This window comes from Vibrio sp. 10N.222.49.A3, assembly GCF_041475145.1.
Classification (GTDB): Bacteria; Pseudomonadota; Gammaproteobacteria; order Enterobacterales; family Vibrionaceae; genus Vibrio; species Vibrio tasmaniensis_A.
The window spans coordinates 1-23,909 of record NZ_JBFRVM010000154.1 but is presented as its reverse complement, the minus strand read 5'-3'; the positions used below and the strand labels follow the sequence as shown (position 1 = coordinate 23,909).

The window sequence follows — 23,909 nt, the reverse complement described above, 5'->3', positions numbered from 1 at the left end:
TGTGAGAGTAGGACATCGCCAGGCTTTCTTTATGTTTTCAGTTTTAAAAAACTGAAAGCAAAACTAAAAGCAGCGTACAAGTAAGACTGATTTTAGTGACAATTTGCTGGAGGGATGGCTGAGTGGTCGAAAGCACCGGTCTTGAAAACCGGCAACCGTTAATAGCGGTTCTAGGGTTCAAATCCCTATCCCTCCACCACTCTTAAAGATTAAACCGCTGTTTTTACAGCGGTTTTTTCGTATCTAAAGCCTCGAAAATCATCTTGCACAGAAAGGTAGCACAGATGTACTTATTGAGACTTCCAAATAGCGTATACTACACACGCATCGCCACCCCACTTTCACTGCGTAGCAGCGGTTATCCCAAAGAGTTTAAATTCTCTCTTCTAACTCGTGAACGTAAAGTCGCTTACCTGAGAAATATCGAACAGGTTCAATTACTCCATGCTCTTTTCGACAGAGCCAAAGTCACTGCATTAAGTTTTGCCGATTTCAAAGCTGAGCTTACTCATAGTATTAATCAGTTGCGTCAAAGTTATCGTTCTCAACCAGAGACAACGACGAATGCACCAATACTGCGACCTGCCGTAGAAGCAAAGGCAACAGCGCCGAGACTAAGTGTTGGAAAAGAGGCGCTGGTTCAGTTCATTGAATCGAAGCAGCTTGAGAATGTGACCCGATTGACGATTAAACAGCTCCAGCAGCGTTGTAGTGATTTTCTAAACTATCTATTAAGCCAAGGGAAAGAAAAGCCAAGTAACAGCCTTGCCATGGCTTACAGAGATGAGCTGATACAGCGTAAGCTTAGCCATAAGAGCTTAAAAGACTATCTGGCCGCAAATCGGCAGTTCTTTAATTGGTGTGTGGCAAAAGAATTGATAGCAACTAATCCATTTATGGTGGTGAAGCTACCAAAAAATACAAATAGCTCAACTCAGCGTAGGCGTTGGAAAGCGATAGAGCTGAAGAAACTATTCTCTAGTCATGCCTATAGTGACCAAGGTGAGCAATTTGACTGGATAACCAAGTTACAGATGCATCAAGGCTGCCGCCCTTCAGAGGCTTGTCAACTTCGCATCAAGGACATCACGTTAGGTCATACCCCTTGTATCCACTTTTCCGATGATGCGGAAAACCAACACCTAAAAAATGCGGCTTCCAACAGAGTTGTGCCAATACACCAGAAGTTGCTTCAATCACGCTTTCTTGATTATGTAGAGCAACGAAAACAACAAGGTGCTATTCAGCTTTTTGACCTAGTTCCCCGTGGAGACGACTTGGATTGGTCAAAAGATTACCGTGACGTTTTTGGTGATGTTCTTGATGCCTGTCATTTCAAAGCGGGACAACGCCCAACAGCCTATTCATTCCGTCATACCGTTGTTGATGAACTGCAAAAGGCGGGCATCGAAGAGCATGTGGTCGCTCAGATAATTGGGCATAAACACAATACGATGACCTACGGACATTATGCGAAACGGCTATCCCCAGAAGAGTTGGTTGATGCTGTGAATAGCTTTCAGTTGAGCACATCTCAGTAAAATAAGCTTGGCAGTAAACCGACAAAAACCGTGTCACTAAAAAGTGAGACGGTATAGCAACCCGTTGCGCTCCCGTCACACTTTTGCTTCGCAAAAGATGAACGTGAGCTGTGGGCAAGAGGCGAACCTCTTAACTCCCGACCATGGCTAGCCATGAACACCAACATGAAACTAGCCAACCCGACAGACAGCCCTGACTCAGAAATGCCCCATTGTTCGGTAAATCCTTTACTTATTCGCATGCTGTCAATTATGTTGATATAAATTCAGTTGCACAAAAAAGATAAAGAATGATAATTTGCCGTCTAATCAGCTTTAGCTGTTTTCTGAAGCTTAACGGTTTATCGTGCTCATAAACGAATATATTGAAATATAAGGGGCGTTCATGGAAGGTGTTGTAGTAGAAAAAAGTAAGATCGGTAAGGTTACGTATCTGCTCTATTGTAAAAAAGAGTCGGTAAATAATCCTTTAGTCATCATCTGTCACGGTTGGAGCAATGATAAATATGAAGGCTCTAATCTAGCTTTAAATTTGGCTCTTCAGAGTTATTCGGTTATCTGCTTTGATGCAGATAAACACGGCGAAAGAGATGATGGTAATGCTCGAAACGTTAGTAGTCATTCGAGATTTATCAAAAGAATGTCGGGGGTGATCAAGCAGAATTCAGATGACATAAATACACTCATTGAGCATTATCAGAAAGACGTTAGGATTGATCCATCGAGGATTGCGGTTGTGGGTATCTCTATGGGGGCAATGTCCACATTTTATTCTTTGACCAAAAATAAACGGATTAAAGTTGCGGTATCAATTCTCGGCTCTCCTGATTTTGTCGGCTTGGAGAAGTTCGCCTTAGAAGCCGATTCAGTTAATAAGACTCTTAGTGATGATGAGAAGTTAGCTATTAGGTATATGGCAGAGATTGATCCATGTTTGTACCTTATAGAAAATGAAAGCCGCCCTATGCTGATCATAAATGGTGAGAAAGATGATTGGGTTCCTGCTAATTTCGCGAAGGACTTTTATGAAAAAGTGAAGAGTAAATACGATAGAAACAATACTGAAATTGAGTTCAATTTAGTTGAGGAATCGCATTACTTTTCCAACGATATGCGAGATCACACGGTGAAATGGTTGAATAAAAATTTGTAAGCTAAAAAGTACATCTGTAGAAATAAACAGCCATACACAATTTAATGTATCCTAGATACTTTTTCTTATCTGATCGAAACGGTTTGGAGCAACACACCTGAAATACATTTGTCCAAAAATTTCATTTGCTGAGCTCTCACGCACAATGATGTGCACCAGAGTACGCCTCCATACCGATGAGGCAAGGCGGAAACTTAGCTAATGTATTTAAGATTTTGTTTCTTTAGATATTTTTGCGTAGGACACACTTGCCATATGCATCGACACAGTGAATACTGAACATATTCTTGGTGAGGTCACGCCAATAGTTTGAATGGTGGACATAGTAACCTCCAGTTCTTCAGCGTTTACTGAGTAAGTATGGCGCGCCGAGTGTCAGGTAGAGGGAGTCCATATCATTTGTTATGCGTTACTCCAACTTGAGAAGGTAGTACAAGTGGAAAGTAGAGTTAAAAAATCAGTCCAGTATCTTGCCTTGGGTATTCTTATATATCCGTGTCTTTATATGCTACTCAATTTTATTATCCCGATACTAATGGCGACTTTGGGTGAAGGTGGTAGCTCATTGGTTGAAATTTTTGAGTCTTTCACCTGGTTTATAATGCCTTTTTTTTCGGTGCTCTACTTGTTAGCTTTCCACCATTTTTCGCCAGTGTTAGGTAAATGGCATCAACGGATTGGGTATACTTTGGTTTTAGCCGCTGTGCTAATCGAAATAGCGACGCCTTGGATGGAAACTGGTCTGGTGTTTAAGGTGGCATCTTTTCTATGTCAGCTTTTTGAGTTAGGCATTTTAGTTAGTTGTATGTTCGTTTTTAGTAGTAAGTTGGGGCCAGATTCTGAGCTTGGAAGAAATGCATAACAAATTAGGATTGAGCGCTGCGTAGTCAGCGTTAAGTCCCGAGAGTTGACAGGCCGAGCCTCTCTATAAGTAAATTTTGTGTTTTACTCTAGAAGGACGTATGCCTGAGTGTTTTTCTCCAAGCAAGGGCAACGTTAATAACGTTCCGCCCTAACTTACTAACATGTCAATCTGATATATCTTGACGTTAAACGGTGAAGTAAGGTTTAATCTGTACAAGACAAACGATTAAAATGATTTTCGATAACTCGATTAACCAATTGTAAAATAAGCATTTAATTTTTTGGTGGTTGGGTTCAAATCCCTATCCCTCCACCACCATTAGAAAGCCCGCTGAGAAATCAGCGGGCTTTTTTACATCTTGAATTTGCAAAAGAGAACTCAAAAATACTAGATAAGTCGTTATCTTATCTAGTTATAAGGTTCGTAGAGTTAAGGCATTAAAAAAGCAGAGCGCTCAGGCTCTGCTTTGATGTTTTAACTGTACGCTCTTCAGAACTTACACTCGTTATTTTGCTACGTTACCTGCCACGTTTAGAGCATCCCATGTACGTGCGAATGGTGGGGCATAACAGAAGTCCATGTAGCCTAGTTGTCGAGTAGTCATCTTGGCTGTGATCGCTACGGCCAGTGCGTTAATGCGGCCAACGGCTCCTTTCTTACCTACGATTTCACCACCTAAAAGGACCTTGGTTTCTGGGTGATAAACCAACTTCACCTTGATGTCTTCTTGGCCTGGGTAGTAATCGGTTTGGTTCTTATCTGAAATCGTCGATACTTTCACATCCAAGTTATGTTCTTTCGCTAGAAGTTCAGATACGCCGGTACACGCCAATTCGTAATCGAGTACTTTCAAGCAAGACGAACCTAAGAAGCCTGACATATAGGTATCTTTACCTGCTAGCTTGTCAGCCATCATACGCGCTTGCTTATTGGCTGTGGTTGCTAGAGGAACATAAACGGGTTTGCTTAGTGCCATATGATGTACGACGGCACAGTCACCTACAGCATGGATGTAAGCGTCTTCAGTGGCACCATATTCATTCACCAGCAACGCGCCATTTTGAGCCTTTGGTAATTCGAATGCTTCCGTGTTTGGTTTGAAGCCGAGTGACAGGATCACGACATCCGCTTCGACATTGCCGTTATCGGTTTCTACGATGTAACCACCTTGCTCGGCATCGCGAATCGCAGACACGCTGCAACCGGTTTTTAGCTCTGCACCGGATTCACGAATTGCACCTTCGACAACTTCAATGATCTCTGGGCTGAACTGACGGCTCATGATGTGTTGTTCACGTTCGATGATCGTCACGTGTTTGTCTAAGCCGTGCGCTGCATCGAATACTTCCAGGCCGATAAAGCCTGCGCCAATGACACACACGCGTTGTTTACTATCGTCTTTAAGCGCTTGTTTGACTGCTAAGCCATCTTCCATGCTTGTTAGTGTGTATACGTGTTCTGGATTGAATTCACCGAATGGTGGAACGATTGGTCGCGCACCTGTTGCAATGACCAACATATCGTAACCGATGACGCTTTCTTCATTTTTGTGACGCACCGTAATGTGTTTTTCAGTGCGGTCGAACGACACCATTTCTGTTTCTACACGTACATCTAAGCCTGATTTTATGGCTTGATCTGGTGTACGAGAGATCATCCGTTCGGTGTCATCAAACATGCCGCCTGCAAAGTAAGGTAGGCCACAGGCTCCGAAAGAGATGTAGCTACGCTTATCTAAAACGATGACTTCGTCTGATGGTTGATTACGTTTGTACTTTGCTGCGAAACTCATACCCGCGGCGCTACCGCCTATAACAACAACTTTCATATTTACTACCTAAATAACCTGAACTCAGGAAAAACACAAGAGCACTCATGTGGAGTGCTCTTAATTAAGTTTGAGAATTATACTGCTGCTTCTTTTGATACTGTCGCTGTAACGTCAGCGTCGTATTGTTCAGTATCCAATGAGCCATTCTTCTTCGCTGTAAGAACGCCTGACAACATAGAACCTGAGATGTTCAGCGCAGTACGAGCCATGTCAATTAGCGCTTCGATAGACACTAGAATCGCGACTACTGTGATGTCTAGACCCATGATGGTCAGTACCGCTACTGCTGCGAACGTTGCACCGCCACCAACACCTGCGATACCGAATGAAGCAATCGCGATAACAGCTATCAGTTGCAGGATAAAGCTCAAGTCTACAGGCATGCCCATGACCTGTGCCGCCATGATTGCTAGCATTGCTGGGTAGATACCGGCACAACCGTTTTGACCGATACTAGTACCGAATGTCGCTGACATGTTTGCTGTTTCTTCGTCTACACCTAGGCGCTGAGTTTGTGTTTCAACGTTTAGTGGAATAGCTGCCATGCTTGAACGAGACCCGAAACCGAACACGAGTACTGGCCAGATTTTCTTCATGAACTTGGCAGGAGAAAGGCCGAACATTGACACCATCACGAAGTGGATGCCGAACATAACGCCAATTGCTACGTAGCTTGCTAGAAGGAAGCGGCCCATTTCTGCTAGTGCGAACAGGTCGTTGGTCATCATGAACGTAGTCATCAGAGCGAATACACCGTAAGGCGTTAGCTTCAGAATTTCACGTACCATTGAAAGCACCACTTCTTTTGCAGAGTTGATGAAATCAACGAAGTTTTGTACTTTCTCTGGCTTACGGTTTTTCACTTGAAGGATGCAGTAACCAAGGAACATACCGAACAGTACAGTTGATAACGTAGAAGTACGTTGAGACCCCGTTAGCATGTCAAAGATGTTGGTTGGAATGATAGACAGAGCCATACCAGACAGACCACTACTCGCCATTGCATCTTGTGTTGCTACCAGTGAATCACCGCGAGCTTCAATCGCACTGTTTGTGCCGATTGTGCTTACTAGCGCGTTCGCATCGATACCAAATAGGTAAATACTTGCGATACCAACGGCTGCTGAGATTGCACAAGTGAAAAGTAGAATACCGATGATTTTTGGTGCGATTCGAGATAGCGCACCACCGCCTTCGACGTTCATGATCGAAGAGATCATCGCCACGAATACCAGTGGGATAACGATCATTTGTAGAAGTTTGATGTAGCCTTTACCGAATACGGAAATCAGTTCAGCAAAGCCAGATGTCGCAACGTTGCCGACACCGAAAACAAGTTGAATTGCGCCACCGAACAACAAGCCAGCAGCAAGCGCACTCAGTACGCGGAAGTTAAAACTTTTCTTTTGCTTTTTGAAGTTCGACAGCAGTGCGCAGAACCCAAAGAACAGTACGCTTAATGCGATAAATGAAACGCTCATGAGAATCTCCTATGATACCCATTAATACCTAAATCGGTTATTTTTTGTATGCGATGGCTTCAACTTCAACCAGTGCGTCTTTTGGTAGTCGTGCTGCTTCAACACAAGAGCGAGCAGGTGCATTCTCAGTCCCAAACACCTCGGTATACACTTCATTAAAGGCAACGAAGTTCTCCATGTCTGATAGGAAGCAGGTAGTCTTCAATACTGTGTCTAAGCCAGCCCCGCTTGCTTCTAAAACAGCCTTCAAATTCTCAAGAGATTGACGAGCCTGCTCTTTGATGCCGCCCTCGACAAACTTCATGGTTTCTGGAACGAGAGGTAATTGGCCTGATGTATAAACCATGTCGCCGTAAGACGTACCTTGTGAGTAAGGGCCGATAGCTGCAGGTGCTTGTTCAGTGGCAATGATCTGTTTCACGATGTAACTCCTAAATTATTGGTTTTATTCTGATTTAAATTCACGGATAAACTTGTAAACCGCCTGACGGCTGATCCCAAGCTGCTCTGATACTTGTGTAGTCGTCTCTTTTAGCTCAAATACGCCGTTATCAAATAAGCAACGGATGATGGCTTTATTACGACCTTTGAAGGAAACCGACTCGTCTTGGTCAACCTCGTTAATGGCTGAACTCAATGCTTGTTGAATGACGTCGTTTGCATTGTTGCTGAATGTCTCGCTTACAATTGTTTGCGGCACATTGCACTGCGGCATCAACGTTTTGACGATTTCTGGGAATGGGAAAGATAAGTTCATGTTGATACACAGCATGCCGATAGGTTTTTGCTGTGGACCAGCCAGCACACAGGTGGTTGATTTCAGTAGGGACCCATCTGCTGCGTTGGTGAAATAGCTCTTCGGAGAAACTTCGCCAGTTTTCTCGAACGTGCTCCACATGCGTAAACCTAAATCGGTGATCGGTGAACCAATTTCACGACCCGTATGATGACCATTGACGATCTTCACGACTGAGTTTTCTAAGCTTTCAAATGAATGGATGACCACTTCGCAGTAAGGACCAATCAAATCGGCGATAGTGTCTGCTAAGCGGAAGTAATTGCTTAAGCATTCTCTGTCTTCATCGGTGAATCGAACTTGTTTTACATTCATGATTTCGGTTTACATTTTTGAACTCAATGACTGAAATCTACTCCTTTGGTGGTATTCCCACAAGGTGCGGTAAACTTCTGTAAACCTGAAGTGAACGTTCAAAACATCAACAAATCGTAAGGTTTAGACCTATATCACGAGCGGAATTTGAACAAGATCACTAAAGATAGCCAAATGAGGTTTAATTTCTTAAACCGCATCAAGGTTTACATATTTAAAACCAAAGGTTGCATTTTTGAACCCTTTGATGATCTAGGACAAGTTATAAGGAAAGGCAAAAAATTGAATTGATTGGTATTGTAAATGCATGGCAATCAAGCATTTACCTTGCGAATGTGGTGGTGAGTAAAGATAGGTGGTTAATTGAAAATGAGGTTGTATTAGAGAGTTAAATTCACAAAAAACAGCTTTTTAATAGGATGCAAGCTAGGATTTAGATCCTAAAAAAGCAGCTGAAGTTGCTGCTTTATTTTGGAGTGTTCTGTTTGATTATTCGCTTGGCAGTTTAAGCTCGACTTGTTTTAGCGCGCGCTGATACATAAACCATGCACAGGTGCCGGCAAGCACATTACCTGTCATTGCGCCCCAGAATAGGCCTTCAATACCCGCAAGCTGAGAGCCAACCCACAAGCTAGGTAAGAAGAAGGCGAACAGGCGCAGCGCTGAAATCGTCAAGGCGGTATAGGACTTGCCTAATGCGTTAGAGACAGAAACCATCAGCATACAGATTCCTAATGGCCCTAAGCTAATAGGTACGATCAGTAGGTGATAGTTTAAAATCGTCGAGACTTCGCTTTCACTGGTCATTAGGTTTGCTAGTCCGCCAGAGAATAACCAAGTCACTAGTGCGATCACCAACTGGAAACCCAATACAAACATGACCGCAATCTTAACGAGCTTACGTATGTTTTCGAGATTGTTCTCTCCCAACATGCGACCAATCATCGGAGGCATCGACATCGTTAGTGCTAGCACAGCGACAATCGAGAAGAATTCAAAACGTGAACCCAATGCCCAAGCTGCAACGGCAGCTGTGCCATAGCCAGCAAGCAGCTTAGTGGCGAACATGGATGAAACAGGAGGCAGCAGCTGACTGATCATCGCAGGCCCCATGATGTTACCAATGGAGCGAACACTCTTGCTGATGTCGAGGTCGTGCCAGTCGAAGGTCATCCAATGCTTCTTGGTGACCTTTGGTGCAACGATAAATATACCCGCACCGAACGCCAAGATGGTCGCAATGGCGGCTCCATTGATGCCCATGTCGAGCATAAAGATGAAAATCGGGTCCAATATTAAGTTGATGATACTAGTCGCGATCATCATTGAACCGGGCAGCATGGTATTACCATTGGCACGACACACACTGTAGAAAAAGTAGAGCAGTGCACCTGTCCAAGAGCTGGCTAGCCAATAGATCCAATAAGAATCAATGATCGGTAATACCGTCGGTGGCGCATCCAACAATTGTAAAATTGGCCCTCGCAGCAGATAGATGATGACGGAGAAAAACGCGACACTCACGCTGCCCATCGCAATCACTAATCCACCAAGCTGCTTAGCGTAGCGCGTTTCATTCGCGCCAATGGCTCTCGCGATTACCGCGGTTGTCGCGATACCTAACCCGACCTGAATACCGATGATGATCATCTGTATTGGAAGCGTGAAACCTTGAACAGCGAGCGGCAGTACGCCCAGTTGGCCAATAAAAGCACTGTCGACAAGCTGGAAGCTCATTAGAGAAAGCACCCCAAACAGCATTGGCCATGTCATTGTATAGAGTTGTCGGCCAAGAGAAGGCGAGGGAGTTGCGGTAGTAGAATTCATAACACTCTTATCGGTCTTGAAGTTAGGCTTGTATTGGTGACAAACCTCTCAATGAAGAATTGTGTAAAGGATAACGTAAGGTCAGCGCGATACCAATGTTTGTTATGCTAGGCAGGTTATCTTTGTTGGCTTTCGGTGAACAAAAAAGCCAGTCGCGATGACTGGCTTTGTTATATCTACTTTCGTTGTATCTACTTGTTGGCGCTAAGCGTTACTTATTCGCAACGTTACCCAGTTTCAACCAAGTATCGATAACCGTATCTGGGTTTAGTGAAACAGAGCTGATGCCTTGTTCCATTAACCACTCGGCTAGGTCGTCATGGTCAGATGGGCCTTGGCCACAAATACCGACGTACTTACCCGCTTTCGCCGCGGCATCGATAGCCATTTTCAGCATCGCTTTAACTGCAGGATTACGCTCGTCAAATAAGTGCGCAACGTCACCTGAATCTCGGTCTAGGCCAAGTGTCAGTTGGGTCATGTCGTTTGAACCGATCGAGAAGCCATCGAAGTACTTCAAGAACTCCTCAGCCAAAATCGCATTGGATGGAAGCTCACACATCATGATGACCTTCAGACCTTGGTCACCACGACGTAGGTTAAACTTAGCCAGAATATCGATAACCGATGCCGCTTCGCTCGGGGTACGAACGAATGGGATCATGATTTCAACGTTCTTCAGTCCCATTTCGTTACGAACACGTTTTAGCGCTTGAGTTTCAAGCTCGAAACAGTCTTCAAATACTGAAGAGATGTAACGAGATGCGCCACGGAAGCCCAGCATTGGGTTCTCTTCATGTGGTTCAAACGTTTTACCGCCAACAAGGTTGCTGTATTCGTTCGACTTGAAGTCAGACATACGTACGATCACACGCTTAGGCCAGAATGCAGAAGCGATAGTCGCAATGCCTTCTGTTAGCTTGCTTACGTAGAAATCGATAGGATCTTTGTAGCCACGGATGCGCTGGTTGATTTCTGCTTTGATCTCATCTGTTTGCTCATCGAAGTTCAACAGAGCTTTAGGGTGAATACCGATCATCTTGTTGATGATGAATTCAAGACGAGCAAGGCCAACACCTTCATTCGGGATTTGAGCGAAGTCGAAGGCACGATCTGGGTTACCCACGTTCATCATTACTTTAGTTGGCAGCATTGGTAGCTCATCAACCTCAGAACGTTTGATCTCAAAGTCGAGTTCGCCGTTGTAAACGTAACCTGTTTCGCCTTCTGAACATGACACTGTTACGGTGTCGCCGTCATTCAGACTGTTTGTCGCGGTACCACAACCAACAATTGCAGGGATACCTAGCTCGCGAGCAATTATTGCTGCGTGACAAGTACGGCCACCACGGTTAGTCACAATCGCAGAGGCTTTCTTCATCACAGGTTCCCAGTCCGGGTCTGTCATGTCAGTTACCAGCACGTCGCCTTCTTGAACCAGTGACATTTGGTCTAGAGAGTCAACCAAGCGAACAGGGCCAGAGCCAATACGTTGACCGATAGCACGTCCTTCCACCAAGACATCTGCTTTGGTGTTTAGCTCGTAACGCTCAATGACATTTTGGTCACTTTGAGAACATACTGTCTCAGGACGAGCTTGAACGATGTAAAGCTTGCCGTCGATGCCATCTTTTGCCCACTCAATGTCCATCGGACGTTGGTAGTGCTTCTCGATGATCATCGCTTGCTTTGCTAATTCTTTGATCTCTTCATCGTTCAGTGAGAACTCGTTACGCTCTTGAGTATCTGTGTCGATGATATCAACTTGCTTGCCGATCTCTTGGTTGGTTGAGTAGATCATCTTGATCAACTTAGAACCAAACGTCTTTTTAACCACTGGGTAGTGACCCGCTTCTAGCATTGGCTTGTGAACGTAGAACTCATCTGGGTTCACCGCGCCTTGCACGACCATTTCACCTAAGCCCCAAGAAGAGGTGATGAATACCACTTGGTCGAAGCCTGATTCAGTATCAAGCGTGAACATCACACCTGAAGAGGCTTTGTCTGAGCGAACCATACGCTGGATGCCCGCAGACAATGAAATGCCGCGGTGATCAAAGCCTTGGTGTACTCGGTAAGAGATAGCGCGATCGTTAAACAGAGAAGCGAACACGTGTTTAGTCGCTTCGATAACCGCATCGATACCTTTCACGTTAAGGAAGGTTTCTTGTTGGCCTGCAAAAGAAGCATCTGGAAGGTCTTCAGCTGTTGCCGATGAGCGAACCGCAACAGACAATTCTTCGTTGCCTTCAATCAGTTCGCGGTAGTTATCACGGATATCTTGCTCTAGTGATTCTGGGAAGGGTGCGTCTAGAACCCATTGTCGAATCGTTGCACCTGTCTTACGCAGTGCGTCAACATCTTCAACATCAAGTTCATCAAGGAGTTGGTGTATGCGCTCATCAAGACCTTTGTAGTCAAGAAAGTTGTTAAACGCATAAGAGGTGGTAGCAAAACCATTAGGTACTGATACGCCAGCGTTGGCTAGGTTAGAAACCATCTCACCAAGTGAAGCATTCTTACCGCCGACTTTGTCGACATCTTCCATGGAAAGGCCATTGAACCATAGGGTGTTATTTTGCATTTATTTCTCCAGAAACATAGCAAGCATTGTAGGGATTTAAAGGCAAACGATTACGTATCAGTTTAAAAAAATGTAAATTATTTTCTAAAGCTGTGGGGGACGTAATAGTCAGCAGGGTTTCGTTATATATATATTATGGTTCCCATCCTACTCAAAATAATTTTAAACATTAAATAAAAAATGCAAATTGATATCCAAAGTCGTGATGTATTCTATGTTTCTGATGGAACGGCCATAACATGTGAGACTTTAGGGCATGTTGTTCTAGGTCAATTCCCATTCGAAGCTAATGAAAAAACCTTCCCGTTTGTCGAAAGTGAAGACAAACTTTCTGATTTATTGAAAGAGATCGAGATTTCATATCGAGCAACAGGCCATGAACCTTTGGTCTTTTTCTCGATTGTGATACCGGAGATAAAACTGAAGCTGTTAGATGCGCCTGCGCATTGTTATGACGTGTTAGAGAGTATCGTGCAGAAAGTGCAAGATGATACGAAAATGGCGCCTAAGCCGAAGCTGCAGCGTTCTCGTAGCGTCAATAAAGACTCGGACAAATACTTCGACCGTATTGCTGCTATCGAATACACGTTAGCGCACGACGACGGCATTACTTTAAAAGGCTTGGAAGAGGCAGACATTATCTTGTTGGGAGTCTCTCGTAGCGGTAAAACGCCAACGAGCTTGTACATGGCAATGCAGTTTGGTTTACGCGTCGCAAACTATCCGTTTATCCATGATGATATTGCTCGCTTAAGGTTGCTACCGGAATTTGAGATATATCGTCATAAGCTGTTTGGTTTGACGATTGATGCGGAAAGGCTGACCGAGATCCGTGAAAATCGATTGGCAGGTAGCGAGTACGCAAGTGACTCTCAATGTTTGTATGAGCTGCAAACGGTAGAAGGTTTGTTCAGACGTGAAGCCATTCCATACATCAACACCTCGTCACTGTCTGTTGAAGAGATTTCGACACGAATCTTGGAACGTACAGGTTTGCGACGCCGACTTCTTTGATCTTTCGTTTGTGATCTAGCGATCTTGCTGCTTTATTCGAGGTGGCAATTTCATCAGCGTCCCTGAAAATAACAACCTATTTCTGATAAAGCCGTAAACGTGAAACCCAAGTTAAGTGTATTTTAATAAAAAGCCCCGGCCATAAGGCTGGGGCTAATCATCAAATATTACTGTTCAACCGACTTAACCAAAAAATGATCTATAGTTAAGTTCTCACCTGGTTCAATCAATTTAAACTCTACTTTCACTAAATCGCCTTTTGCTTTAAATGCGTTTAGAGTAAGTTTCAAAGCCTGATCAGTTGCGTCTACATTGTGAGCAACTTGTCGGCCATCAATAAATACATCAAAAGGCTTTTGCCCTTTTTCTATTACTGTTTCAATCGTGTAGCTATCGCTCTCTGTCGCATAGAACGCGCTTTGAATACTTCCATCATTTAGCCATTTTGTTTCATTGAAATCAACGTTGCTAGCGCGCCAGTAAGAATAAAATGCATGCAAGTTATCAATATCGTTTTGTGTTTCCGGCGTCCATTTGATAGCGTCAAAATCAATTGGCTCGGCATAGCTAAAGCCATGATCTTTCATCGTCTTGTGAATGAATGGTAAACGCGCGATCACATCATCAAATGTATCAGTCCATCCGCCGATTTCACTGGTGCTATACTGCAAACCAATCTCACCGATTAAGTAAAGTTCACCGTCTTTTTCAATGGTGATGCCTGAACCTGAATCACCATGAATAGTAAGCCAGTTTAAGTCCGTCTTTTCTAATGTACGGAAATCATATGAATATTCAGCAAGCCAGCGATCTTCATATTCACTGTGCATTACCTGTTTAGTTCCGCCGTTTCTGTGGTTGTAATTGCCGTAACCAATTTGATTAACCTGGTAAACTTTCGAGTAATCAAACATCCCCTCTTTAGGTAGTTTTGCTGGCTCGATTTCTGTGATCGGCGTATCTAGTCGAACAAGGGCGAAATCACCAAAACCGCGATCATTTTTATACGGGAAATTGTATTCTCCAAATTGACCCACCGGATTCGTGCTCGCAACCTTGTGCGTTATCTGCTGATAAACGCCGTTTTCGTCTTTTTCGTATGAATAACAGGTCACAGTGTTTTGATACCCGTCAGATTTCGAGCCGCTTACATGGCTTGCAGTGATGACCCAAAACGGATCAATTAGCGTTGCTGAACCTACATTCATCTTGCAAGCAAAATCAAACTTTGTTTGCAATGCAAATTCTTTGTGTTGTTGAACTGATCGATCAAATCGGGTCAAACCAGCGTTTGTAGAAAATGAGGCTAAAACCGCCGTTGCAATTAATAGCTTTTTCATTATTTCACCTCACTTAAATTGATTGCTTCTAGCGCATGGTAAGGGTCGTTATCTTTCCAGCTGAATTGATCGTTCTTTGCTTTATATGTGATTGTTAGCTCATCTGTTGTCGTATTAGTTGAAAACTCGACACTGTTCTTTGTAGTTGATATGTGCGATGGGTAGTAGTTTGTAATGGTTACACAGTCATTTTTCAAACATGCTGTGAACTCTGACATAGCAAGCCAGTTATGTGTATACAGATCTAGCTTGAATTCTCCAGCCTTGCCGGGCTTTACGGTAAACTCAAAGCCACCTCCATGCTTGACGAGAATGGCATGATTTGATTCGCCCAGAAAATCTCTAGAGCTGCCACTGTTCCATAAGTATTCATTGCCGTGAGCTGGTTTTTGAGCTTGGAATTCAAACTCACCAAATGTTTTTACATCGCTAATAAGGTTTGTTTTTGGCTTTGATTGTGAACGGTTTTCACCGTACCAAAAAGCCCAATCTATGCCGTTTAAATCAACGGTATCAACATATCTAAATTCACTATCATTCTCTGTTTTGTATCCGTGAAATTTTGATGTGACTAAAAGCGTTTCGCTTTGTTCTGTAGAAATATTGGAAAGTGTTTCTGTTTCTGATGCAATTGATCCGGCGGAAATCAAAGCAAGTGATAAAAGTTTAAGCCTCATTGTCAGTTCCTTTTATATAAAGTTACTGAACTATATGTGGTAATTATGAGGTAAATGTAAGCGGTTTGTAAGTGTCTATTTTTATTGAATAAAGATCAAAAATAGCGCCATGATGTCGTGATGGGAATTTGACGATCTATATATCTAAGACAATTTTGATTCATCCCATTCAAACCGTTTCTCGGCTTCTTGAGTTCTGATTCATGCTACTTTCCAATTTTCTGATTGGGCATTGTCCGCTTTATCTAGGACGGGTCAGAAATCAATTTGAAACATAAATAAAAACCGAAGCGCTAGGCTTCGGTTTTTAGTCTATTTAAGCAGCCCGACACCAAGCTCCTTGCTTTTGCGTTCCATCCAGTGATCAAGTTCCGGTGGCCATTCAATACTTGGCTCTACGTAGAAACCGCGAAGCATTGAGAAATAAAGAGCTTGATCAACCAAAGGTAGCGATGATTCACCATTCTCTAGTTCCAATAGAAGCTCTGCATCTTTCAGCAATGGGTTAATCAGTTGAACGTATTGTGGGGTCTTTTCTAAGAGCTCTTCAAAATTAAAGCCTTCGGTCTCTTTATTAACACGCCAAGCTTCTTTTGCTCCAGCCGAACGATATTCAGCCAAGTCGAGGTTCCACCAACGTGGGCGTCCGATCTGTTGAGTGAGAGGGAAAGATCGGCTTTGGAAAAGAGTAGCCTGCTCTGAAGGTTCACGTTGCGCATCATTTGATTTCAAATCCATGAAATAAGCAATGATGTCTAGGCTTTCGGCCATGATAGAACCATCGTCTTTCTGTAAGACGGGCACCATTTTTTTACCGATCAGATCGATAAGGGTTTGGGCATCATCATAATCCACAGAAACAAGTTCGATGTTCAAGCCGAGAGATTGAGCAATGTAGGCAACTCTTGCACAGAAAGGGCAGTGGTCGTAAATGTAAAGCTTCATAGCTTCCCTCATTTATGGTCATTACAAGTATAAGATAATGCTAATGTACCAGAAACTCTTACGAATACTAAGCATCAATAAATGCCAAGTTCCAGTAAACGCTTAGCACTAATAAACAGTATGCACTACCAGACAATAAGTATTTAGTGTAGATACTCTTTACTGAATTCTATTGTCCGTTGGATTGGACGTTATTGTAATGAGTAAATTAGTGGGGAAGCTGGTGGGTAATCACAGGCACAAAAAAGGCTCTGGCTGCTCACTCTAATGCAGAAGAATGAAGTCAGCCAAAGCCTCAATTTTGTTACCTTTAGCAGAGTGACTACTAAAAGAGCGGAGCGGTTAAACTATGCTTTTTTAAGGTCTTTTGCAGGGTAAGTAAGCGTCATTATTGCGCCTTCTACTGTTGTAACATGAACGTAGCCACCACCAGCACTTAGGCCAATTACTACCATTTCACCTAGCTCAACACCTTTTGTTGCAACAACGCGATCATCAACTGAAAACACTTTACACACCTTCAATAAAATAAATAAATACGACAGATATCGAACGCGGATTTAAACAGATGGTATCCCAATCAACTAATCCGGTTATTTGTCGTAAAGATTAAATTTAGTTATGCATAAATCGGCATTTCTTAAAAATCAGTTGGTTAACATGCTTGGGGTGTTATTTGTCGGCGGGATAAATGACACCAACTTGCTGACGCATATCTGTAATTAACTTGGCAACGGTTAAAGCACGCAGTTGGGCTTGAGCTTGGGTGCTTTTGTCACCAGCAATGCAGTTTGCAAAGGCTTGGGCCTCGTAACTCATGGAGTTTTCGCTCTGTGCTTGAGTTAGGTTTTCTACCGTGCCATCACGATAGCGAATCTTAACGTCGGTGCATTCTGCAATGTGATCGATGATGATCGATCCCTGTTCGCCTTGGATCTCGCTTGGTACGTAAGAGTCGCTGACTTTAGAGTGCGCAAGGGTTACATCAAATTCTGGATACTGGAAGATCGCACAGCCATGCGCATCCACACCTGAGTCAAGTAGCTTTGCCGAAGCCAGCGCATTCTCAGGTTCACCAAACAGAGCAGAAGTCGCGGCTACGCAGTAGAAGCCAATATCGACTAATGAACCGTTAGAGAAAGCTGGGTTGAAGGTGTTTGGGTTCTCGCCGTTTAGGTATTTCTGGTAACGCGATGAATACTGACAGTAGTTGATGTGCGCTTTATGCACTTTGCCTATCTTTTTTAAGCCGAGTTGAACTTGCTCAAAGTTCGGTAGATACTGAGATTTATACGCCTCAAACAGCACCACACCGTTCTTCTGAGCGACCTCAAACATGTGTGTTGCTTCTTCAATATTCGATGCGACAGGCTTCTCACAGATGACATGCTTGCCGTGTTCCATCATCAAGATAGATTGCTCGCAGTGCAGTGAGTTTGGTGAAGCGATGTACACGGCTTCAACTGTGTTGTCATTTGCCAATGCGTCGAGTGAGTCATACGTCGTTTCAACGTTAAATTCTTGGGCGAACTGTGCCGCGCTGGCCAGATTTCGTGAATAAACAGCAGCCAACTGCATTGATTGTGACTCATGAGCAGCTTGAACAAATTTCTGTGTAATCCAATTGGTTCCAATTACAGCGAACTTAATCATAAGGTATCCAATAGTTAGTATATTAATTCTATGAAGATAGTAGCACTCAATGGCTAGCATTGTTTCCGAGATTTGTGGAACAATTTTCCACGATCTTTAGCCTGATATTAATATTAACTCGCCTAAACCTGAGCTTTGTAGAGCATCATAATAAAGTCTTTTGTTGTGTTGTTTCTGAGGTGGGAGGTGCAGGTTAGTTTCAGTGAACGATTGTATTCTCTCAATTGGTGGTTTATTGGAAGTGTTTAATATAAAAGACTCAATACCCAAAGAATGAAGATCTATTGATTATATCCTCTCGTCAATTCTTAAGAAATATTATACAAGCTGAATTGATGTGCAATTACATTTATATGCAATCGCGTAATTAACCTATGGTGTTTTAATATCATTTTGTTTAGTAATTGATAACATTTTAAGACAATAAATGTTATCGATTGGAACCAATTTATGTTACAGAGTCACGAAGTTGAACATAATTGGAATAATGAACAACATTTGTTTTAGATTGGTTCTAATTATGAGAGATAGGGGGGTTACTTTTGTTGATATTTATATTAATTTCTTATGGGTTAAATTATTAGTGGGTGTTTTTTACTGTGAAGTCTATCATCATTTCGTTGGAGCGAAAGTCAGAGCGATTTTTATCTAGCCAAGAACAACTTTTAAATATTAAGAAATTAGACATAGAAAAGCTGAGTGGCGTTGATGCTAGCTTATCTAAAGACCACCCTTTGATGAATCGTTATGATGAAGCCGCCTTTTATGCATTGAATGGAAGAGTCGCCGTTCCTGGTGAAATTGGTTGTTACAGTAGCCACTATTTGGCATGGGAAAAGTGTATTGAACTGAACCAGCCGATTATTATCTTTGAAGATGATGTAATGGTTGATGTTGATGTCTTCGAAAAAACGGTTCAGCACGCCAGTGAGCATATTGAAGAGTGTGGTTATATTCGGTTAGAAAATTACTCTAACAAAAGAGAGTATAACTATGTTGTTGAAAACCTAGATGACGAACAAAGTCTAGTGCGACATATTAAAACACCACTATGCACCACTGCCTATATGATCACACCGCATGTGGCGAAAATTTTTATAGAAAAAAGTGAACGATTCCTCTACCCAGTAGATGTATTTATTAGAAATGTATGGCTTCATAAGCAACCAACTTACGGAATATCTCCTGCAGGATTAACCGGGGGAGAAGGTGGCTCAGTCATTGGGAATCGGTCTTCTAGAACAAAAAAATCACTCCGTATTAAAACTCTAAAATTCTTAAGTAAGTTTAGAGATGTCGCTATGAATGGTTTGTTCAATTTGACCTATACCGTAATAATCAAAAAAAGCAGACCCAAAATGTTTAACGGTTTTTAATCGTTTCTTATCTGATTGATTTTACGTCATTCGTTTAGAACGAACCGAGATTTAGATATAAGAACAGCTCCCAATTGGGAGCTGTTCTTCGTTATCGTGTCATGTAATTAGTGGTATCAAGCTCTAGCTCGAAAGTTTTGTTAAAAGAGTAGGACGGTGCACAGCTAAGCTATTTTTGCTAAGGTGTTATTGAATTTAAAAAGGTAGTGATATGCAAATCCGGAACGCTAAGGTAACTGATATTAGCTCGATCTTAGAGCTCTCTATGCAAATAAATCGTCAACATCATCTTGGTGCCCCTATAGTATTTGCTCCCGCTTCTCATGGCTTGGCTGATAGTGAAGAATATTGGTTGGGATTGATGCTTGATCCGGTTGGCACTTTCTTAGTTGCGGTTGACGCTCAACAGGTTGTTGGTTTCTTGGTGGGGAAGGTAACGCAGAATAAAGGGGTAAGCTTCATTCAGTCTCACAAAATAGCGCGAGTGAATACGATTGTGGTAAACGATCAGGTTCAGAGCCAAGGCGTCGGCAAAGCGTTGATGAAATCGTTTAATCAGTGGGCGCAAGCGAGCGGTGCTATTGAGCTTAGGTTAGAAGTGATGGAGTTTAATCAGCAAGCTAAGGGTTTCTATGAGTCGTTAGGCATGGAAACTCAATCACGAACCATGTCCATGCGCTTTGAGGAGAACTAAAGGTGCGTCTATTTTTGCCTTTATTACTGTGTTTACTGTTTGTAGCTTCGAGTGTGCAAGCTGAAAAGGTTGTGGTTGAAAAGATAATTTCTGACGCGACGGCAATCGAAACCATTGTATTCGAGTCGAAACCGGCTCACTCTCAGCGTGTCTCAACGTCTTCCTCTAACTCACCCTCTTCAGTGATCTCAAATTCCAAACATGTGATTATTGTGGATGATGTTCTTAGCAGTAACTCTGGCGAACAAGTTGCCCAGCTGTCTCAAGGTTCATCTAAACGTCCCCCTCAAAGCTCTTCTCAACAGTCTTACACTCTAACCGGTCCCTTTTCTGAGGCAGACTCTCTGTCGCAAGTGGTTACTTTAGTCAAAGTTGATAAATCGAAACGTAGAATGTACCTACTTAAGGGTGATGAGGTCATTCAAGAGTTTCGTATTGCGTTAGGGAAACAACCGAAAGGGCATAAACGTTTTGAAGGAGACAACCGAACACCTGAAGGGGAATACCAGCTCGATTATGTGATGGAAGAATCGGATTTTCACCGCTCGGTGCATATCAGCTACCCGGAACCTTCGGATATGCAGTGGGCTGAAGAAAATGATGTCGACCCTGGAGGGAATATCAAGATCCACGGTATTAAAAATGGTGAGCGCCGTTCGCCTAGTTTTATTCAAAGCTTTGATTGGACGGATGGTTGTATTGCACTAACCAATCAAGATATGGATGAGTTCATTCAACTCGTAAAAATGGGTACCCCTATCCATATCGAATGGTAGTCATTGGTACCCAGTTTTCTTAATCACTTTCGGAATCTATTCGCGCAGTCAATTCGCGAAACCAACTTCCGAAATTAACCGCTAAAGCCAGTTAAAGTAAGACTCGACCTGCACTGAATATCGCAATCACGATCAGCAATGCAATGGTGACAGGCTTGAACTTCGCTCCACCAAACCTCTCAAACAATTTCGAACCGACATAGCCGCCAAACATGCTGCTTGGTAAGAGTGCTAGAGTAAGCCAGACCACATCACGATCGACTAACCCTGCGATAGAGGCCGTAACAAAGGCGCTGGAATCAGCTAGTACAAAGAACGCAATCAGGCCTGCTCTGGCAATGTGTGGTGCGACAGGACTTGCCAATGCATGCGTGCCAACCGGAGGGCCAGACATGGAAGCTGCACCATTCATTATCCCCGCAAGGCTGCCTAGAATATAGGGAGCAAATCTAGGTTCGCTTTTGTATTGGAACCCTTTGTAGATCATGATTGCTGACCCAAGAATGAAGGCACTGATGATCAAGATGATCGTGTCTTGGCTAACGGATTTGAGCAACAGCAAGCCGACGGGCGTGAAGGCCAAACAGGGGATAAATACCTTTGAAACCCATCGCCAATTTACGTGATGTTTAACCTTCGGCAGCAATTGGATATTGCCTAACAGGTCGATCAGCATGAAAACAGGAACCAGTTCGATAACAGGCACGAATAACGCACTCAATGGCAATGCCACTAAGGTGAAACCAAAACCTGAGAAGCCACGAACAATAGCGGCGAAAATGAAGATTGCACCCAAAATTGGGAAGGTTGGACTAAAAATGAGATCCATAAATTAAGTAACCAATGAAGCTGTCTAAATAGAACGAGCGATGAAACCAAGTGAGTAGCGGAATGTACTCCTACTCACTTGTGTTTGCTACTTAATTTTATGGTTTCCCGAGAATTAATTTTAAGGCATCCCGGGAGTTTATTTAAAGTTTATCGGGGCTATTTTTGCGGTATTTACGAGCTCAATTTATAGGATTGAACTGATTCGGAAAATCAGTAAATACAGCATCTACTTTTGAGAGAAATTTGAAGCGAGACGGATCATTGACGGTGTAGCACCATGTTTGAATGTTTGCTTCACCAAGTGTATCAAGATCGCTCTGCTTCAGATGCTCGTAGTTCATGTGACAGCTGAACGCTTTAACCTCATCAATCAGCATAAGATCATCTTGAGTCAGTTGCTCTGTGATCACACCGACACGGTATCTAGGTAAATGACGAGCGATTTCAGCAACGACTTGATGGCTGAAGCTTGAAAGCAAAACTCTGTGGGTGTCTAGATTTGAATGGATCAACTCGGTGTGCAGCAAATCAACGACATGAGGAGCTTGATGTCGGCTATCGACTTTGACTTCTAGGTTGACGCTGAGATCATACAGCTCAACAAGCGCGAGCAACTCTTCCAGCGTCAGTATTTTCTCACCCGCGAACTGCTCAGACTTCCAACTGCCAAAGTCAAGCTGACGCAGTTCTGCAAGGGTATGTTCGTCGACACGACCCTTGCCATCGCTGCAGCGCTCAAGCGTGTGGTCGTGACAAACCACAAGTTGATCATCCTGAGTGGGCTGAATATCAACTTCAATCCATTTCAAACCGAGTTTCGCCGCTTGTTCAATGCTTGCTTTGGTATTTTCTGGGTGAGTACCTGCTACACCTCTATGACCTACGATGATAGACGACATAATTAATCCCTCTTAAAGACGCACCGTAAAAACGCATTAAATATCAGTGTACTCGATTAAGCGAGAGCCGTCGTTAAGCTTGTCGCATCTTCGTGTGACTCCTGTGATGTGAAGTTATTTGGGTGAATGCGTTTGCCAAGATTGTCAAAAATATGCAGGTTGGATTTATCGATTCTTAGCGCTAGGGGGACGGCTTGGCACAGTGTCGTTTCGGGTGTTACTGCAATGAAGGGCTGCTCGTTCACCAGACCATGAACCAATTGATTTGGACCCAAAGGCTCAACCACACTGATACGCAGTTCAAGAGGCAAGGTATTCATCATCAATTCTGAACCAATTTCAGAGTGCTCTGGACGAATACCAAGTGTGATAGCTGTATTTTTTACGTGGGCGTACTCGGGTAAGTACATTTGCTGATCACCAATCTCAAGGTATCCGTCATCGAGTGTTGCTGGTAAAAAATTCATTGCAGGGCTGCCAATAAAGCTTGCCACAAAGGTGCTGGCAGGCTGGTGGTAGACTTCTCTTGGTGTGCCGACTTGTTCAATTTGGCCTTTGTTGAGCACCACGATTCTATCAGCCAGTGTCATGGCTTCGACTTGGTCATGAGTCACGTAAACACTGGTCACGCCAAGTTCGTGTTGCAGTTTTTTGATCTCTAATCTCATGTGAGCACGCAGTGAGGCATCTAGGTTAGACAAAGGTTCGTCAAACAGGAAAAGTTGAGGGTCGCGCACAATCGCTCGCCCCATAGCAACACGTTGACGTTGACCACCCGAAAGCTTGGCTGGCTTGCGGTCTAGGTATTCTTCGATTTTCAGCGTTTTGGCGACTTTCTCAATTTTCTCTTCAATAAGGTGCTGACTAACACCTCGGTTCTTTAAGCCATAAGCTAGGTTTCTGTAAACCGACATGTGCGGGTAGAGCGCATAATTCTGGAAGACCATCGCGATATCACGCAGGGCAGGTTTCTCTGTATCAACACGGCGACCACTTAAGTGAATCTCGCCACCAGAAATGCTTTCCAAACCCGCAATGGAACGTAGGATAGAAGACTTGCCACAACCAGAAGGACCCACCAAAACAAGGAACTCACCCTCATCGATATCAAGCGAGACTCCTTTGACGGCTTGGTGGCCGTTTTCATACGTCTTTACCAAGTTCTTGATACCCAGCATGATGGGAGCTTTGCGCGTACGATCGTGAATGGCTTGGTTGTGCGCTAACGTTTGTTTTAGCTTTGGCATCGGGGTGTCCTCTGTATTTTTGTGGATAGCTTGGTGAGAAGGCAGGTGATCTGCTCCAGTCAGA

21 protein-coding genes, 1 tRNA gene and 1 pseudogene are annotated in these 23,909 nt (G+C 43.3%); 8 read left to right on the top strand and 15 right to left on the bottom strand.

The window, feature by feature from the left end:
* Positions 1-108: 108 nt before the first annotated feature.
* The 3 genes from AB4589_RS20955 to AB4589_RS20945 all read left to right on the top strand — a co-directional run bounded on the left by AB4589_RS20955 (position 109) and on the right by AB4589_RS20945 (position 2,694).
* Positions 109-199: transfer RNA gene (locus AB4589_RS20955), tRNA-Ser, on the top strand.
* An 85-nt stretch (positions 200-284) separates the two neighbouring features.
* Positions 285-1,541 carry a tyrosine-type recombinase/integrase gene (locus AB4589_RS20950; RefSeq protein ID WP_372101620.1) on the top strand — a complete coding sequence of 419 codons (1,257 nt, stop codon included), beginning with the start codon at positions 285-287 and terminating at the stop codon, positions 1,539-1,541.
* A gap of 385 nt (positions 1,542-1,926) precedes the next feature.
* Positions 1,927-2,694, top strand: coding sequence for an alpha/beta hydrolase family protein (locus tag AB4589_RS20945; RefSeq protein ID WP_371701336.1), 768 nt, complete (start codon positions 1,927-1,929; stop codon positions 2,692-2,694).
* Positions 2,695-2,833: 139 nt separating this feature from the next.
* Here AB4589_RS20945 and AB4589_RS20940 read toward each other — a convergent pair.
* Positions 2,834-2,977, bottom strand: a pseudogene (locus AB4589_RS20940) (IS110 family transposase); the annotation flags it as partial.
* Between the two features lie 153 nt (positions 2,978-3,130).
* Here AB4589_RS20940 and AB4589_RS20935 point away from each other — a divergent pair.
* A complete protein-coding gene (locus tag AB4589_RS20935; protein ID WP_371701338.1) occupies positions 3,131-3,556 on the top strand; it encodes a hypothetical protein in 426 nt (141 codons plus the stop codon).
* 508 nt (positions 3,557-4,064) lie between these two features.
* Here AB4589_RS20935 and AB4589_RS20930 read toward each other — a convergent pair.
* The 6 genes from AB4589_RS20930 to ppsA all read right to left on the bottom strand — a co-directional run bounded on the left by AB4589_RS20930 (position 4,065) and on the right by ppsA (position 12,393).
* The gene (locus AB4589_RS20930; RefSeq protein WP_372101619.1) at positions 4,065-5,387 is read right to left on the bottom strand and encodes a CoA-disulfide reductase; all 1,323 of its coding nucleotides are present in this window, start codon (positions 5,385-5,387) and stop codon (positions 4,065-4,067) included.
* Positions 5,388-5,464: 77 nt separating this feature from the next.
* Positions 5,465-6,871 carry a cation:dicarboxylate symporter family transporter gene (locus tag AB4589_RS20925; RefSeq protein ID WP_372101618.1) on the bottom strand — a complete coding sequence of 469 codons (1,407 nt, stop codon included), beginning with the start codon at positions 6,869-6,871 and terminating at the stop codon, positions 5,465-5,467.
* Positions 6,872-6,908: 37 nt separating this feature from the next.
* A complete protein-coding gene (locus tag AB4589_RS20920; protein WP_012601059.1) occupies positions 6,909-7,292 on the bottom strand; it encodes a RidA family protein in 384 nt (127 codons plus the stop codon).
* Between the two features lie 24 nt (positions 7,293-7,316).
* Entirely contained in the window at positions 7,317-7,982 is a 666-nt protein-coding gene (locus AB4589_RS20915) for a transcriptional regulator (RefSeq protein ID WP_017101763.1), read from the bottom strand.
* Between the two features lie 489 nt (positions 7,983-8,471).
* Positions 8,472-9,809, bottom strand: coding sequence for an MATE family efflux transporter (locus AB4589_RS20910; protein WP_372101617.1), 1,338 nt, complete (start codon positions 9,807-9,809; stop codon positions 8,472-8,474).
* A gap of 211 nt (positions 9,810-10,020) precedes the next feature.
* Positions 10,021-12,393, bottom strand: a complete 2,373-nt coding sequence (gene ppsA / locus AB4589_RS20905; protein ID WP_371710330.1) for a phosphoenolpyruvate synthase — start codon at positions 12,391-12,393, stop codon at positions 10,021-10,023.
* 180 nt (positions 12,394-12,573) lie between these two features.
* Here ppsA and AB4589_RS20900 point away from each other — a divergent pair, with 180 nt between their 5' ends.
* Positions 12,574-13,407, top strand: a complete 834-nt coding sequence (locus AB4589_RS20900; RefSeq protein WP_009846294.1) for a pyruvate, water dikinase regulatory protein — start codon at positions 12,574-12,576, stop codon at positions 13,405-13,407.
* A gap of 167 nt (positions 13,408-13,574) precedes the next feature.
* Here AB4589_RS20900 and AB4589_RS20895 read toward each other — a convergent pair whose 3' ends face one another.
* The 5 genes from AB4589_RS20895 to AB4589_RS20875 form a co-directional block, all read right to left on the bottom strand.
* Complete coding sequence (locus AB4589_RS20895; protein ID WP_371710331.1) at positions 13,575-14,747, bottom strand: trypsin-like serine protease; 1,173 nt, start codon at positions 14,745-14,747, stop codon at positions 13,575-13,577.
* A complete protein-coding gene (locus AB4589_RS20890; RefSeq protein ID WP_017101757.1) occupies positions 14,747-15,424 on the bottom strand; it encodes a hypothetical protein in 678 nt (225 codons plus the stop codon). Before AB4589_RS20890 ends, AB4589_RS20895 begins: the two co-directional genes overlap by 1 nt.
* A 312-nt stretch (positions 15,425-15,736) precedes the next feature.
* Positions 15,737-16,369: a glutaredoxin 2 gene (grxB, locus tag AB4589_RS20885; protein WP_372101616.1), complete on the bottom strand. Its 633-nt coding sequence runs from the start codon at positions 16,367-16,369 to the stop codon at positions 15,737-15,739.
* 347 nt (positions 16,370-16,716) lie between these two features.
* Positions 16,717-16,878: a hypothetical protein gene (locus tag AB4589_RS20880; RefSeq protein ID WP_009846296.1), complete on the bottom strand. Its 162-nt coding sequence runs from the start codon at positions 16,876-16,878 to the stop codon at positions 16,717-16,719.
* A gap of 163 nt (positions 16,879-17,041) precedes the next feature.
* The gene (locus tag AB4589_RS20875) at positions 17,042-18,022 is read right to left on the bottom strand and encodes a Gfo/Idh/MocA family protein (RefSeq protein WP_372101615.1); all 981 of its coding nucleotides are present in this window, start codon (positions 18,020-18,022) and stop codon (positions 17,042-17,044) included.
* A gap of 599 nt (positions 18,023-18,621) precedes the next feature.
* On the opposite strand from AB4589_RS20875, the gene AB4589_RS20870 reads away from it, so the two are divergent.
* The 3 genes from AB4589_RS20870 to AB4589_RS20860 all read left to right on the top strand — a co-directional run bounded on the left by AB4589_RS20870 (position 18,622) and on the right by AB4589_RS20860 (position 20,868).
* Positions 18,622-19,398, top strand: a complete 777-nt coding sequence (locus tag AB4589_RS20870) for a glycosyltransferase family 25 protein (RefSeq protein ID WP_372101614.1) — start codon at positions 18,622-18,624, stop codon at positions 19,396-19,398.
* A 211-nt stretch (positions 19,399-19,609) separates the two neighbouring features.
* Positions 19,610-20,092 (top strand): GNAT family N-acetyltransferase, encoded by a 483-nt coding sequence (locus AB4589_RS20865; protein WP_009846299.1) that lies wholly within the window; start codon positions 19,610-19,612, stop codon positions 20,090-20,092.
* A gap of 2 nt (positions 20,093-20,094) precedes the next feature.
* Positions 20,095-20,868 carry a murein L,D-transpeptidase family protein gene (locus AB4589_RS20860; RefSeq protein ID WP_372101613.1) on the top strand — a complete coding sequence of 258 codons (774 nt, stop codon included), beginning with the start codon at positions 20,095-20,097 and terminating at the stop codon, positions 20,866-20,868.
* A gap of 91 nt (positions 20,869-20,959) precedes the next feature.
* On the opposite strand, the gene AB4589_RS20855 is transcribed toward AB4589_RS20860, so the two are convergent.
* The 3 genes from AB4589_RS20855 to ugpC form a co-directional block, all read right to left on the bottom strand.
* On the bottom strand, positions 20,960-21,697 hold the full coding sequence (locus AB4589_RS20855) for a sulfite exporter TauE/SafE family protein (protein WP_372101612.1): 738 nt from the start codon (positions 21,695-21,697) through the stop codon (positions 20,960-20,962).
* A 181-nt stretch (positions 21,698-21,878) separates the two neighbouring features.
* A complete protein-coding gene (locus tag AB4589_RS20850) occupies positions 21,879-22,598 on the bottom strand; it encodes a glycerophosphodiester phosphodiesterase family protein (protein WP_371703918.1) in 720 nt (239 codons plus the stop codon).
* A 56-nt stretch (positions 22,599-22,654) separates the two neighbouring features.
* Complete coding sequence (ugpC, locus tag AB4589_RS20845) at positions 22,655-23,908, bottom strand: sn-glycerol-3-phosphate ABC transporter ATP-binding protein UgpC (RefSeq protein ID WP_372101611.1); 1,254 nt, start codon at positions 23,906-23,908, stop codon at positions 22,655-22,657.
* Position 23,909 lies beyond the last annotated feature (1 nt).

Excerpts from the sequence above, each read along its gene's own strand:
- AB4589_RS20950 (WP_372101620.1), top strand. The coding sequence starts at position 285 with ATGTACTTATTGAGACTTCCAAATAGCGTATACTACACACGCATCGCC.
- AB4589_RS20945 (WP_371701336.1), top strand. The coding sequence starts at position 1,927 with ATGGAAGGTGTTGTAGTAGAAAAAAGTAAGATCGGTAAGGTTACGTAT.
- AB4589_RS20930 (WP_372101619.1), bottom strand. The coding sequence starts at position 5,387 with ATGAAAGTTGTTGTTATAGGCGGTAGCGCCGCGGGTATGAGTTTCGCA.
- AB4589_RS20925 (WP_372101618.1), bottom strand. The coding sequence starts at position 6,871 with ATGAGCGTTTCATTTATCGCATTAAGCGTACTGTTCTTTGGGTTCTGC.
- AB4589_RS20915 (WP_017101763.1), bottom strand. The coding sequence starts at position 7,982 with ATGAATGTAAAACAAGTTCGATTCACCGATGAAGACAGAGAATGCTTA.
- AB4589_RS20910 (WP_372101617.1), bottom strand. The coding sequence starts at position 9,809 with ATGAATTCTACTACCGCAACTCCCTCGCCTTCTCTTGGCCGACAACTC.
- ppsA (WP_371710330.1), bottom strand. The coding sequence starts at position 12,393 with ATGCAAAATAACACCCTATGGTTCAATGGCCTTTCCATGGAAGATGTC.
- AB4589_RS20900 (WP_009846294.1), top strand. The coding sequence starts at position 12,574 with ATGCAAATTGATATCCAAAGTCGTGATGTATTCTATGTTTCTGATGGA.
- AB4589_RS20895 (WP_371710331.1), bottom strand. The coding sequence starts at position 14,747 with ATGAAAAAGCTATTAATTGCAACGGCGGTTTTAGCCTCATTTTCTACA.
- AB4589_RS20890 (WP_017101757.1), bottom strand. The coding sequence starts at position 15,424 with ATGAGGCTTAAACTTTTATCACTTGCTTTGATTTCCGCCGGATCAATT.
- grxB (WP_372101616.1), bottom strand. The coding sequence starts at position 16,369 with ATGAAGCTTTACATTTACGACCACTGCCCTTTCTGTGCAAGAGTTGCC.
- AB4589_RS20875 (WP_372101615.1), bottom strand. The coding sequence starts at position 18,022 with ATGATTAAGTTCGCTGTAATTGGAACCAATTGGATTACACAGAAATTT.
- AB4589_RS20865 (WP_009846299.1), top strand. The coding sequence starts at position 19,610 with ATGCAAATCCGGAACGCTAAGGTAACTGATATTAGCTCGATCTTAGAG.
- AB4589_RS20855 (WP_372101612.1), bottom strand. The coding sequence starts at position 21,697 with ATGGATCTCATTTTTAGTCCAACCTTCCCAATTTTGGGTGCAATCTTC.
- AB4589_RS20850 (WP_371703918.1), bottom strand. The coding sequence starts at position 22,598 with ATGTCGTCTATCATCGTAGGTCATAGAGGTGTAGCAGGTACTCACCCA.